The sequence below is a fragment of the Microbacterium sp. NPDC090007 genome (genome assembly GCF_044748345.1).
Lineage (GTDB): Bacteria > Actinomycetota > Actinomycetes > Actinomycetales > Microbacteriaceae > Microbacterium.
Genome location: NZ_JBIVFV010000004.1, coordinates 284753 through 297599 on the forward strand (window position 1 = coordinate 284753; position 12847 = coordinate 297599).

Sequence of the window (12847 nt, forward strand, 5' to 3'; positions counted from 1 at the left end):
GCCGATCCTGTCGAGACACGCGGTGCGTCGCCGTGTCTCGGCACAACCGGCGTTTATCGACGCAAGGGCAGCGCTTCGGGTCGGGATGACACTAAGATCGGTCAGGGAGATATGGTCACCATGACACGAACTCAGAGCCCCGAACCCGCCGACGTGCGCGTCGCCGTGTCGACGGTGATCTTCAGCGTGCGCCGCGACGCGCACGACGAGCCCGTGCTCACCCTGCCCCTGGTGCGCCGCACCCGCGACCCGTTCGACGGCAGGTGGGCGCTGCCCGGCGGATGGCTGGATGCCGCCGAGGGCCTGGACGCCGCGGCATCCCGCACCCTGGCCGAGACGACCGGCCTCACCCCCAGCTACCTCGAGCAGCTCTACGCCTTCGGGGCCGTGGACCGCTCCCCCACCCGCGTGGTGTCGATCGTGTACTGGGCGCTGCTGCGCTCGGACGAGGTCGACGCCCAGGTCGCCGCGCACGCCCGCCAGGGCGACGCCCCCGAGAACGTCGAGTGGTTCGACGCGACCGACCTGCCGACCCTCGCCTTCGACCACAACGACATCGTCGAGTACACGCTGTGGCGCCTGCGCAACAAGGTGGGCTACAGCCGCATCGCGCACGGACTGCTGCCGGACGAGTTCACCCTCGCCGACCTGCGCGAGGTGACCGAGTCGATCCTGGGCAAGCGCCTGGACCCGGCCAACTTCCGCCGCCAGATCGACACGAGCGACACGCTCATCCCCACCGACCGCTTCCGCACCGGAAGCCACCGACCCGCCCGCCTCTACCGCTACAACCGCGACGTGGAGCTCGCCGACCGCGGCCCGCTCCCGTCCCGTCACTGATCGGAAACGCCCATGTCCGCCACCCCCCTCACCCTGCAGCCGCGCCCCGCGATCGACCCCAGCGTCGACCACGCGATCCAGGCGATCGTCTCGGGCGCGTCCACCGACGCGACCTGCACCACCGACCTCGCCGTGGGCCCCTGGGACTTCGACACGCGCCCCGGATACGGGCCGGGCTCGTCGATGGGCGACGTCATCCCCACGGGGGCTCCGCGCCAGGGCGAACTCCCGCGGGACTACCGCGACGCCACCGACGACGAGCTCGACGCCCGCATCCGCGCGGCGAAGCAGACCCTCGGCGACCGCGTCGTGGTGCTCGGGCACTTCTACCAGCGCGAAGAGGTCGTGCGTCACGCCGACTACGTGGGCGACTCGTTCCAGCTCGCCAACGCGGCGAAGGAGCGTCCCGACGCCGAAGCGATCGTGTTCTGCGGGGTGCACTTCATGGCCGAGACCGCCGACCTGCTGTCGCGCCCCGACCAAGCAGTCATCCTGCCGAACCTCGCCGCGGGCTGTTCGATGGCCGACATGGCCGACATCGACCAGGTCGAGGAATGCTGGGAGCAGCTCGAAGAGGTGCTCGGAGACCTCGGGACCCCGGATGCCGAGGGCCTGGTCCCCGTCATCCCGGTGACGTACATGAACTCCAGCGCCGCCATCAAGGGCTTCGTCGGCCGGCACGGCGGGATCGTGTGCACCTCCTCCAACGCGCGGACGGTGCTGGAGTGGGCCTTCGCCCGCGGACGCCGCGTGCTGTTCTTCCCCGATCAGCACCTCGGCCGCAACACCGCCAAGGCCATGGGCGTCCCCCTCGAGCGGATGCCGATGTGGAACCCGCGCAAGGCCCTCGGCGGCTCCGACGCGCAGACGATCCGCGACAGCCGCGTGATCCTGTGGCACGGTTTCTGCTCGGTCCACCGCCGCTTCAGCGTCGACCAGATCGACAAGGCCCGCGCCGAGCACCCGGGCGTACGCGTGATCGTGCACCCCGAGTGCCCGATGGAGGTCGTGGACGCCGCCGACGAGGCGGGGTCGACCGACATCATCCGCACGGCCATCGCCGCGGCGACCGAACCTACGACTTTCGCGATCGGCACCGAGATCAACCTCGTCCAGCGCCTGGCCGCGCAGTACCCGCAGCACGAGATCTTCTGCCTCGACCCCGTCGTCTGCCCCTGCTCGACGATGTACCGCATCCACCCGGGCTATCTCGCGTGGGTGCTGGAGTCGCTCGTCGCGGGCGAGGTCGTCAACCGCATCACCGTGCCGTCCGACGTCGCCGAGCCCGCGACGGTCGCCCTGGAGCGCATGCTCGCGGCCAAGCCGAACGGTGCCGTGAAATGACGACCGTCGTCGTGGTGGGCAGCGGTATCGCCGGTCTCACGGCGGCGCTGCACGCGTTCGAAGCCGGATGCCGCGTCACCGTCGTGACGAAGGGCGCCCTTCCCGACACCAACACACGCTGGGCGCAGGGCGGCATCGCCGCCGTGACCGACCCGTCCGACACGGTCGCCTCGCACGCCGCCGACACCGTCACCGCCGGCGCGGGCTTGAACGACCCCGGCGCGGTGGACGTGCTCGTCGGCGAGGGACCGGCGCGTATCGCGGAGCTTATGGCGCGGGGTGTCGCCTTCGACCGCACCCCCGACGGGGATCTCTCGCGCGGACTCGAAGCCGCCCATGCGGTGGCGCGCGTGCTGCACGCCGGGGGCGACGCCACCGGATCAGCCATCCAGACCGCCCTGGGCGAGGCGGTGCGTCGCACCGGCATCACCGTCCGCGCGCACGCCCTGCTCCGCGATCTCGTCATGCTCGACGGACGGGTCGCCGGCGTCGAACTCTCCGACGGCGAGCGCCTCGCGGCCGACGCGGTCATCCTCGCCACGGGCGGAGCCGGCCAGCTCTACGCGCACACCACCAACCCGCTCGGCGCGACCGGTGACGGCATCGCCGCCGCGATCCGCGCGGGCGCCGCCGTGGCGGACCTCGAGTTCGTGCAGTTCCACCCCACCGCCCTCGCGGTCGGCTCCGCGTTCCTGGTGTCCGAGGCCGTGCGCGGCGAGGGGGCGACCCTCATCGACGACAGCGGTCGCCGGTTCGCCTTCGACGTCCACCCCGACGGCGAGCTCGCCCCGCGCGACGTCGTGGCCCGGGCGAACGCGCGCGCCATGGCCGCGCAGCACGGACACCCTGTCCGTCTGGATGCCACCGCCCTCGGCGCCGCGTTCCTGGCCCGGCGCTTCCCCACGATCGACGCCGCCGTGCGCGCGCGCGGGCTCGACTGGGCGCGCGAGCCGATCCCCGTGACCCCCGCGGCGCACTACCTGATGGGCGGCGTGGTCACCGACCTCGACGGACGCACCACGGTGCCCGGCCTGTTCGCGGTGGGCGAGACCGCCCGCACCGGCGTGCACGGCGCCAACCGCCTGGCATCCAATTCGCTCCTCGAGGGCGCCGTGTTCGGCGCTCGCGCGGGCGACGCGGTGGGGCGCGGCGCGGCAGTGGCAGCGCAGGCGGACGCGGCGGCACCTCTCGCCGACGCCCCCGGAGCCGATGCCCCCGGAGCCGTCGCTCCTCCGTTCACGCGCGCGGCGCTGCAGCACCTGATGTGGGCCGACGCGGGGCTCATCCGCGACGCCGCCGGTCTGGACCGCGCCGCCGGCGTCCTCGCCGCGTGGCGCGCAACGGTGGACCCGCTCGGCATCGAAGACGCCAATCTGCTGCTGGTCGCCTCGTACGTCGTCGACGCGGCGCGTCGGCGCACGGCCTCGGTGGGCGCGCATTTCCGCTCCGACGCGGCGGCCCCCGTCTCACCCGACGCCGCTCCCGCGGCATCCCTCGCATCCCCGGAGGCCCTCGCATGCTGACCCGCGCCGCCATCGACCGTGTCGTCGCCGCCGCCCTCGACGAGGACGCCCCGTGGGGCGACCTCACCAGCGAGACGCTGATCCCCGAGAACGCCACGGCCCGCGCCGAGCTCGTCGCGCGCACGGACGGCGTCTTCAGCGGGGCGGCGGTGTTCGCCGCCGCCTTCACCCTCACCGACCCGTCGATCGTCGTCGAGCAGCTCGTCGCCGACGGCGGCCGCTTCACCCCGGGTGAGACCCTCGCCGTGGTCACCGGCCCCGCGCGCGCGGTGCTGACGGCCGAGCGGATCGGTCTCAACTTCGTGCAGCGCATGTCGGGGATCGCGACGCTGACGAGCCGCTACGTCGCCGAGGTCGCCCACACCGGCGCGCGCATCGTGGACACGCGCAAGACCACGCCGGGCCTGCGGGCGATCGAGCGCCAGGCGGTGCGCGACGGCGGCGGCCACAACCACCGCTTCTCGTTGTCGGACGCCGTGATGGCCAAAGACAACCACCTCGCCGTCCTCACCGCCAACGGGCACTCGATCACGCAGGCGCTCGAGAGCGCCATCGCGCGGCTCCCCCACACGACGCACGTCGAGGTCGAAGTCGACCGCCTCGAACAGATCGACGCGGTCCTCGCCGCGGGCGTGGGCACGATCATGCTCGACAACTTCTCGCTCGACGACCTGCGTCACGGTGTCGCCCGCATCGCCGGAGCCGCGCAGGTCGAGGCCTCGGGCGGCGTCACCCTGGACACCGTCCGTGCGATCGCCGAGACCGGCGTCGACGTCATCTCGGTCGGGGCGCTGACGCACTCGGCATCCGCCCTCGACCTCGGGCTCGACATCCGCATCGAGACGGCGTGAGCCTCTACCTCGACAACGCCGCGACGACCCCCGTGCGCCCCGAGGTGCTCGAGGCGATGGCGCCGTACCTGACGCGCGTGTTCGGCAACCCCTCCAGCCACCACGAAGTGGGCGAGGCCGCGGCATCCGCCCTCGACGACGCCCGCGCGCGCATCGCCTCGCTTCTCGGCATGCGCGTGGGCGACGTGATCTTCACCTCGGGGGGCACCGAGTCCAACAACGCCGCGATCAAGGGGATCGTGCTCGGAGGGCGCGCGCGACACCTCGTCACCACCGCGATCGAGCACGAGTCGGTGCTGGCCTCGGCCGACTACCTCGAACGCCTGCACGGGGTCGCGGTCACGCACGCGCCCGTCGACGCGACGGGGACGCTGACGCCGGATGCACTCGCGGCCTGTCTGCGCGAAGACACCGCGCTCGTGTCGATCGGCTACGCCAACAACGAGATCGGCACGATCCAGGATGCCGCGGCCCTCGCCAACGTCGCCCACGGCCGCGGCGTGCCCCTGCACCTCGACGCGGTGCAGGCCGCCGGGTGGCTGCCCCTGTCGGGGACGGGAGCGGATGCCGTGACCATCGCCGGACACAAGGTCGGCGCCCCCAAGGGCACCGGCATCCTCGCCGTGCGCGGACGCCTGCCGTTCGAGCCGCTGCTGCACGGCGGCGGGCAGGAGCGCGGCCGCCGCTCGGGCACCCCCGACGTCGCCGGGGCGGTCGCGATCGCCACGGCCCTGACCCTCGCCGAAGCCGAGCGCGCCGAGGCCGCCGCGCGGGTGGGGGCGCTGTCGGCCGCCTTCGTCGCCCGGGTGCTCGCACGCGTGCCGGGCGCGCGCCTGACCGGTCATCCCGACCGCCGGCTCCCCGGGACGGCGAGCTTCGTCTTCCCCGGCACGAACGGCGAGACCGTGCTGCTCGAGCTGGAGCGGCGCGGGGTGGTCTCATCGAGCGGATCGGCGTGCGCGGCGGGCAGCGACGAGGCCTCGCACGTCCTGCTCGCGGTCGGGATGAATCCCGACGAGGCGCGCACCGCGGTGCGTTTCACCCTGCCGAGGACGTGCACGGCATCCCTCGATCCGGTGGCGGATGCCGTCGTCGACGCCGTGACCGCCGTAGGATCGCGCGGGTGAGCACCGCAGACGTCACCGTCATCGTCCCCGGTTTCGACGTCGCCGCGTACGCCGCCGAGGCACTCGACTCGCTCCGCCGGCAGACGCACCGCCGGTGGACGGCCGTGCTCGTCGACGATGCGTCCACCGACGACACCGCCCGCCTGTTCGCCGCGGCCGAAGCGGACGACCCGCGCTTCCGCCTGGTGCGCCACGACACGCGGCGCGGCCTCGGCGCTGCGCGCAACACCGGCCTCGCCCTCGTCGACACGCCCTACACGGCGTTCCTCGACGCCGACGACGTCCTGCGCCCCGACGCCCTCTCGCGCTTGGCCGACACGCTCGACCGCACCGGCAGCGCCTTCGTCGTGGGCGCCTACGTCCGACTGCGACCGGATGCCGACGGCCCCGGGTACACCGCCGGCGACGTGCAGCCATGGGTCGCCGCCGCCACCGATCCCGCCCGCGAGGCGACCACGCTCGCGGCGCACCCCGCGGCATCCGGGAACATCGTCGCGTGGTCGAAGATGAGCCGGACGGACTTCTGGCGGGACCACGCGCTGCGCTTTCCCGAGGGCCGCTACTACGAGGACCAGGTCGTCGCGCAGCGCATGTACACCCTCGCCCGGCACTTCGACGTGATCCCCGACGTGCTCGTCGAGTGGCGTCAGCGCCGCGACGGCGGCTCGATCACGCAGCGCCTCGCCGAGGTCGACGTGCTGCGCGACTATCTCGACGCGCTCGGCGAGGGCATCGCGCTGCTGCGCGAGGCCGGGGCGGATGCCGCCGTGGCCGCACGCGGGCGGCTGATCCGGACGCTCGACCTGCCGCCGCTGCGGCGGATCGCCGAGACGCACCCCGATCCGGCATACCGCATCGCCCTGGAAGCGTTCGTGGCGACGCTCCCCGCCTGAGCGAGCGGGCGCGGGGCGTCGAGCGCGGTGCGGGGGCGTCGGGGGCGCCCCGGGCCCGTGCCCCACGCCCCGCGCCCCGTGCACGAGGGCAGGTCCGCGCCCCGACACGCCGCGCCACACCCCCGATCCCACGGCGTGTCACGCACATTCCCCGCTGTCGTGCACACAAGACCCCAACGGACGGCAGGTCTGGTGGCCCACGCCCTACCCCGGCGCCGCACGCCGCTGCCGCACGCCGCACTCCCGCTCTCCTCGGCGCACGCCCGTGCCGCACGGCGGGCGCCGTGCCGCGCCGCGAGCACAACGGCAGGCCCCCGCCCCGACACGCCGCCCCATACCCCCGACCGCGCGGCGTGTCACTGAAGACCCCCGCCGTTGTGCACGCGGGCCCCGGGCGCGGCCAACCCGGCGAAGCCAAACCCGGCGAAGCCAAACCCAGCGAAGTCAAACCGAGCGAAGCCAAACCGAGCGCGGCCAAACCCGGCGAGGCGAAACCCAGCGCGACGCCCGCGGCGCGGCCGGGGACCGGCACGAGCACGGCAGAGCCGGGGTTTACGCGGGCGCCTCGTCGGCGCGCCGTGCGGGCAGGGCCTCGGGGCGCAGACCGGCGCGATCGAGCTGCTCGTCGGCCAGCACGAACGACGCGGCCAGCTGCTCGGCGGCGAGGCTGGAGTAGAGCCCGCCGCGCGCGAGCAGTTCGCTGTGCGTGCCCGACTCGACGATCCGGCCGGCGTCGACCACGTGGATCCGGTCAGCGCCGATCACGGTCGACAGGCGGTGCGCGATCGACAGGGTGGTCCGTCCGTGAGAGGCGGTCTCGAGGGCCTCTTGGACGATCCGCTCCGACACGGTGTCCAGCGCGCTCGTCGCCTCGTCGAGAAGAAGGACCGGCGGATCCTTCAGCAGCACCCGCGCGATGGCGATCCGCTGCTTCTCACCGCCGGACAGACGGTAACCGCGTTCGCCGACGACCGTGTCGTACCCGTTCTCGAACCCGGCGATGACGTGGTGGATGTTCGCCGCGCGGCATGCGGCCTCGATCTCGGCGTCGGTCGCGTCCGGGCGGGCGTACCGCAGGTTCTCGCGCACGGTGGCGTGGAAGAGATAGGTCTCCTGCGACACGATGCCGATCTCGTCGACGATCGACGCCCGGTCGAGGGCGCGCACATCGACGCCCGAGAACATCACCGCCCCGCCGGTCGCCTCGTACATGCGCGGCGTCAGGTAGAGGATCGTCGTCTTGCCCGCACCCGACGGTCCGACGAAGGCCACATGCTGCCCCGGCTCGACGGTGAAGGAGACTCCGTCGAGGGTCGGCCGCGCCTGCTCGGGGGCGTCGGGGTAGCGGAAGCGCACATCGCGGAACTCGATCCGCCCGAGCGGCCCGGGCGCTGCGGCGACGGGGAGCGCGTCGGGAGCATCGACGATCGCGGGGCGCAGATCGAGGTACTCGAAGATGCGGGCGAACAGCGCCGACGACGTCTGCACGTCGAGGGCCACGCGCATGAGTCCCATCAGCGGCATGAGCAGTCGCGCCTGCACGGTGGTGAACGCCACGATCGTCCCCGCCGTGATGGCCCCCGCGCCCCCGCCGATGAGGTAGCCCGAGACGAGATAGATGACCGCCGGGACGCTCGACATGATCACCTGCACCACCGCGAAGAAGCCCTGGCCGCTCATGGCCCGTCGCACCTGGAGCCGCACCTGGTTGTCGTTCTCGGCGTCGAAGCGGGCGGACTCGGTGCGCTGGCGGTTGAAGGACTTCGAGAGCAGGATGCCGGACACGCTCAGCGTCTCTTGCGTGATCGCCGACAGCTCCGACAGCGACTCCTGCGTCTCGCCCGCGATGCGGGCGCGCACCTGCCCCACGCGTCGCTGCACGAAGATCAGGAACGGCATGAGGGCGACGGCGATGAGGGTCAACCGCCAGTCGATGAGGACCATCGCCACCAGCGACGCGACCACCGTCACCGCGTTTCCGAGGATGCTGGTGACCGTGTTGGTCAGCACCCCCGACACTCCGCCGACGTCGTTCTGCAGCCGAGACTGGATGACGCCCGTCTTGGTGCGCGTGAAGAAACCGAGCTCCATCGCCTGCAGGTGATCGAAGAGCCGGGTGCGCAGATCACCCGTGACGCGGTTCCCGACCGTGGCCGTCAGCCACGTCTGCCCGACATTGAGACCGGCCGACACCAGGAACAGGCCGATCATGACGCTCACGAGCATCGCCAGCAGCTCGAGGTCGGGGCTCGAGCCGTCGGTGGGGAAGAGCGCGTCGTCGAAGATGCGCTGCACGAGGAGCGGTGGAATGACGGCGACTGCCGCCCCGATGACCACCAGCAGGGCTGTGAAGGCGATCCGCCAGCGATAGGGCCGGAACAGCTCGGCGACCCGATGCCAGAGGTCGGGCACACGCGGCGCTTGCGCGTTGCGTCGTCGCTGCATGTCGGCATCCACACCGCGGAACAGACTCCCGCCACCACCGTGCATGCTCATGCGGGTCAGCCTACGTCCGCCCACCGACACCGGCGTCGACCCGGCGATGTCGCAGGCCCCCGCTACGCTCGGACCGGCTCGGAGTTTCTCATCTCGATGATGGAATACCCCGGGAATGCGCACCGTTGTCTCCCTCGCAGTCGCCTCCGCGGCACCACCGAAGCCCCCCGCACGATAAGGACCTCGTCATGGCCGCCACCGGCACCATCCCCGTCGCTCGACCGAGCACCCCGTCCGCTCCCCCGGCGTCGTCGCACCGCCCCGGCCCCGTCATCGCGCTGCTCGTCGTGGCCGCGTTCGTCGTCATTTTGAACGAGACCACCATGTCGGTCGCCCTGCCGGCGATCATGGCGGACTTCGGAGTGACGGCCGCCACCGGTCAGTGGCTCACGTCGGCGTTCCTGCTGACGATGGCCGTCGTCATCCCCCTCACGGGCTTCCTGCTCGAGAGATTCCCCATCCGCGTCGTCTTCTTCGCCGCGATGGGCGTCTTCGCGGTGGGCACCCTCATCGCCGCGATCGCCCCGGCGTTCGGGGTCCTGCTCGCGGGCCGCATCATCCAGGCGATGGGCACCGGCGTGATGATGCCCCTGCTCTTCACGACCGTGCTCAACCTGGTCCCCGCCAACAAGCGCGGCCGCGTCATGGGTGTGGTCACCATCGTCATCGCCGTGGCGCCGGCCGTCGGCCCGACGGTGTCCGGACTCATCCTCTCGGTCCTCAGCTGGCACGCGATCTTCTGGCTCATCCTGCCGATCGCGCTCGTGTCCATCGCTCTCGGCGCGCGCTGGGTCCGCAACGTCACCGAGACCCGCCCCGACGCACGCTTCGACAAGCTGTCCGTGGTGCTGTCGGCGCTCGGGTTCGGCGGCCTCGTGTTCGGTCTCAGCGCGATCGGCGAGTCGGCCTCGGGCCACGCGTCGGTGCCGGTGTGGATCCCCCTCGCCGTCGGCGCCGTGTTCGTCACCGCGTTCGTGCTCCGTCAGGTGCGCCTGCAGCGCGCGGACTCCGCCCTGCTCGACCTGCGCGTGTTCCGCAGCACGTCGTTCCGCCTCGCGGTCCCCCTGGTCGCGATCGTGATGGCGGCGCTCTTCGGCTCGTTGATCCTGCTGCCGATCTTCCTGCAGCAGGCGCTCGGCCTCAGCAGCCTCACCGTCGGCCTCATGCTGCTGCCGGGCGGTGTGCTGATGGGCGTGATGGCGCCGATCGTCGGGCGCCTGTTCGACCGCTTCGGGCCGACGCCCCTGGTCATCCCGGGCATGGTGATCGCCGCCGGCGTGCTGTGGACCATGGCGCTGACGTTCGGCCAGAGCACGCCCGTCTGGTGGATCGTGACGGTCTACCTCGCCCTCAACCTCGGGCTGGGCCTCGTCTTCACCCCGCTGATGACTTCGGCGCTCGGTTCGCTCCCCCGTCGGCTCTACTCGCACGGCAGCGCCGTGGTCGGCACCGCCCAGCAGGTCGCCGGCGCCGCGGGAACGGCGGGGTTCGTCGCCATCATGACGGTGTTCTCGAGTGCCGCCGCCAGCGGCGGCGCAGATCCGGCGGCCGCGATCGCCGAGGGTGTCCACGCTTCGTTCCTCGTCGGAGCCGTCATCGCGACGGCAGCGGTCGTCCTCGCGTGCTTCGTGCGCAAGCTCGAGGAGTCCGAAGAAGGCAGTGCGCCCGTCGCGGCGCACTGAGGTGCCGCGTGGGGTGAGCGCGAGGCCCGCGCTCATCCCACGCGAGGCCCGCGCCCGTCCCGGCGCGACGCCGGAGGATGCACGTGCCCCGCACCCTTCGTGCGGGCCCTATCGCACTTGCGCCGGGGGTCGACGCCCGGTCAGAGCGAACAGCTCCCGCCGCCGCAGCATTGCGACGCGGGGCGGCTGTCGTCGTCGGCGTCGACGGCGGGCGTGTTCAGCAGGGGGATGAGGGGCGTGGTGGCCGCCTCGGCGTCGGTCGTGGGGTGTCCGGACATGCGGACCATGCTACGCCCGCGGGCGCGGGCGGGGGCCGGAGAGCGCGCGGGCGGAAGCCGGAGCGGGCGCGGGCGGGGGCCGGAGAGCGCGCGGGCGGAAGCCGGAGCGGGCGCGGGCGGGGCCGGAGAGCGCGCGGCGTCGCGCCCCGGCGCCGCGCGGCCACGCCGCCGACACGCGATAACCCCGGGGCACGGCATCCGCAACCCCCGATCGTGACGAGGGCCGCGTTCCTAGCGTGGAGTGGACCCACCCCCAACGAAGAGAGGCGTACTCATGACCGATCTCAGCGGCAAGCGCATCGCGTTCCTGGCCACCGATGGTTTCGAAGACAGTGAACTCACCAGCCCGTGGGAAGCCGTGACCTCCGCCGGCGCCGAGGCCGTTCTGGTCTCGCCGTCCGAGGGCAGCATCACCGGCGAGAACGGGCACGAGCAGAAGGTCGACCTCGACGTGTCCGGCGCCTCGGCCGGTGACTTCGACGCTCTCGTGCTGCCCGGCGGCGTGCAGAACGCCGACGACATCCGCATCGTGAAGGATGCCGTGTCGTTCGCGCGCGACTTCTTCGACCAGCACAAGCCGGTCGCCGTCATCTGCCACGGAGGGTGGATCCTGACCGAGGCCGACGTGCTCAAGGGCCGCACCCTGACGAGCTACCCGACGTTGCAGACCGATCTGCGCAACGCCGGCGCCACCTGGGTCGACGAAGAGGTCCACGTCGACCAGGGTCTCGTCTCGAGCCGCAACCCCGACGACCTGCCCGCGTTCAACGCGAAGCTCGTCGAAGAGGTCTCCGAGGGCGCGCACTCCGGCCAGACCGCCTGAGCGTCCTCTCGAGAGGCCCCGGACCGCGGTCCGGGGCCTCTCGCGTGCGATCGGGCCGTCCTCACCGGCGTGTTGTGCACGACCTCGGCCGCGCCGTGGGCCGATCGACGGAGGATGTGCGCATCGTCGAACCTCGGCGCCGGATGTGCAGAACCGGCGCCTCAGCCGCCCTGGCACGACGGGCACCACTGCCCACCGCCCTTGGTGCCGGGAATGTCCTCGACCACCCCGCCGCATCCCGGGCATGGCTCGCCCGTTCGGCCGTGCACCCGCATCGCGGCGACCTTCGCCTCCTTCTGCTGGGCGATGGGCACGCCGCGGCGTGCGCGGACGGCGTCGCCCAGCACCTCGTGCAATGCGGTCCACAGCCGCGTGACCTCGTCTTCGGAGAGCGCGGCCGCGTGCGCGACGGGATTCAGCCGCGCGGCGAACAGGATCTCGTCCGAGTAGGCGTTGCCGATCCCGGCGAGGCTCTCCTGCTCCTGCAGCAGCGCCTTGAGCTGCTTGCGGCGCGTGCCGAGCGCCGCGGCCAGCATCTCGCGCGAGAACACCGGGTCGGCGGCATCCGGTCCCAGCTTGGCGACCGCGGCCACCTCGTCCGGTTCGTCGACCACGTGCAGCTGCACCGACAGCCAGTCGCCGGCATCCGTGATGCCCAGGACGCCGCGGTCGAACTCGATCCGAGCGATCACCGCCGCCGTCGCGGCCGCCGCCCCCTGGCCCGGGTCGCCGTCCTCGTCCCAGGTCGCCCATCCGGCCCGACCGAAGCCGACCGAGAGGTGCGCCCCGTCGAGGTCGAGGTCGAGGTGCTTGCCGAACCTGTGCACCGCCGTCAGCGCACGCCCGCGCACCGTATCGAGCGGACGCGCGCGGGTCTTCAGGGCGCGGCCCTCGACGAGTTCGACGCCGGTGACCCTCTGCCCGGTCAGGCGCTCGCGCAAGAAGTGCGCGAGCGCTTCGACCTCGGGTGCCTCGGGCATGGAACGGGTG

Annotated in this window: 11 protein-coding genes; 8 read left to right on the forward strand and 3 right to left on the reverse strand. The window is 72.5% G+C overall.

Annotated elements, in window-relative coordinates; genetic code table 11:
• Positions 1-120 precede the first annotated feature (120 nt).
• Genes ACIPVB_RS14435 through ACIPVB_RS14460 form a run of 6 tightly spaced genes read left to right on the forward strand, consistent with a single transcriptional unit; the run spans position 121 to position 6578 of the window.
• Positions 121-840 carry an NUDIX hydrolase gene (locus tag ACIPVB_RS14435; protein ID WP_400369779.1) on the forward strand — a complete coding sequence of 240 codons (720 nt, stop codon included), beginning with the start codon at positions 121-123 and terminating at the stop codon, positions 838-840.
• A gap of 12 nt (positions 841-852) precedes the next feature.
• Complete coding sequence (gene nadA / locus ACIPVB_RS14440; RefSeq protein WP_400369780.1) at positions 853-2184, forward strand: quinolinate synthase NadA; 1332 nt, start codon at positions 853-855, stop codon at positions 2182-2184.
• Positions 2181-3707 carry an L-aspartate oxidase gene (nadB, locus tag ACIPVB_RS14445; protein ID WP_400369781.1) on the forward strand — a complete coding sequence of 509 codons (1527 nt, stop codon included), beginning with the start codon at positions 2181-2183 and terminating at the stop codon, positions 3705-3707. Before nadA ends, nadB begins: the two co-directional genes overlap by 4 nt.
• On the forward strand, positions 3701-4558 hold the full coding sequence (gene nadC, locus ACIPVB_RS14450; protein WP_400369783.1) for a carboxylating nicotinate-nucleotide diphosphorylase: 858 nt from the start codon (positions 3701-3703) through the stop codon (positions 4556-4558). Before nadB ends, nadC begins: the two co-directional genes overlap by 7 nt.
• A gap of 56 nt (positions 4559-4614) precedes the next feature.
• On the forward strand, positions 4615-5685 hold the full coding sequence (locus ACIPVB_RS14455) for a cysteine desulfurase family protein (RefSeq protein ID WP_400369876.1): 1071 nt from the start codon (positions 4615-4617) through the stop codon (positions 5683-5685).
• Complete coding sequence (locus tag ACIPVB_RS14460) at positions 5682-6578, forward strand: glycosyltransferase family 2 protein (RefSeq protein WP_400369784.1); 897 nt, start codon at positions 5682-5684, stop codon at positions 6576-6578. Before ACIPVB_RS14455 ends, ACIPVB_RS14460 begins: the two co-directional genes overlap by 4 nt.
• 552 nt (positions 6579-7130) lie before the next feature.
• Here ACIPVB_RS14460 and ACIPVB_RS14465 read toward each other — a convergent pair.
• Complete coding sequence (locus tag ACIPVB_RS14465) at positions 7131-9074, reverse strand: ABC transporter ATP-binding protein (RefSeq protein WP_400369786.1); 1944 nt, start codon at positions 9072-9074, stop codon at positions 7131-7133.
• A gap of 188 nt (positions 9075-9262) precedes the next feature.
• Between ACIPVB_RS14465 and ACIPVB_RS14470 the strand changes: the two genes are divergently transcribed.
• Positions 9263-10756 (forward strand): MDR family MFS transporter, encoded by a 1494-nt coding sequence (locus tag ACIPVB_RS14470; RefSeq protein ID WP_400369787.1) that lies wholly within the window; start codon positions 9263-9265, stop codon positions 10754-10756.
• 140 nt (positions 10757-10896) lie between these two features.
• On the opposite strand, the gene ACIPVB_RS14475 is transcribed toward ACIPVB_RS14470, so the two are convergent.
• Positions 10897-11034: a hypothetical protein gene (locus ACIPVB_RS14475; RefSeq protein WP_400369789.1), complete on the reverse strand. Its 138-nt coding sequence runs from the start codon at positions 11032-11034 to the stop codon at positions 10897-10899.
• 274 nt (positions 11035-11308) lie between these two features.
• Here ACIPVB_RS14475 and ACIPVB_RS14480 point away from each other — a divergent pair, with 274 nt between their 5' ends.
• A complete protein-coding gene (locus ACIPVB_RS14480) occupies positions 11309-11857 on the forward strand; it encodes a type 1 glutamine amidotransferase domain-containing protein (protein ID WP_400369790.1) in 549 nt (182 codons plus the stop codon).
• Positions 11858-12018: 161 nt separating this feature from the next.
• Here the strand turns inward: ACIPVB_RS14480 and ACIPVB_RS14485 are convergent, their stop codons facing one another.
• Complete coding sequence (locus tag ACIPVB_RS14485; protein ID WP_400369792.1) at positions 12019-12837, reverse strand: DNA-formamidopyrimidine glycosylase family protein; 819 nt, start codon at positions 12835-12837, stop codon at positions 12019-12021.
• Between the last annotated feature and the right edge of the window lie 10 nt (positions 12838-12847).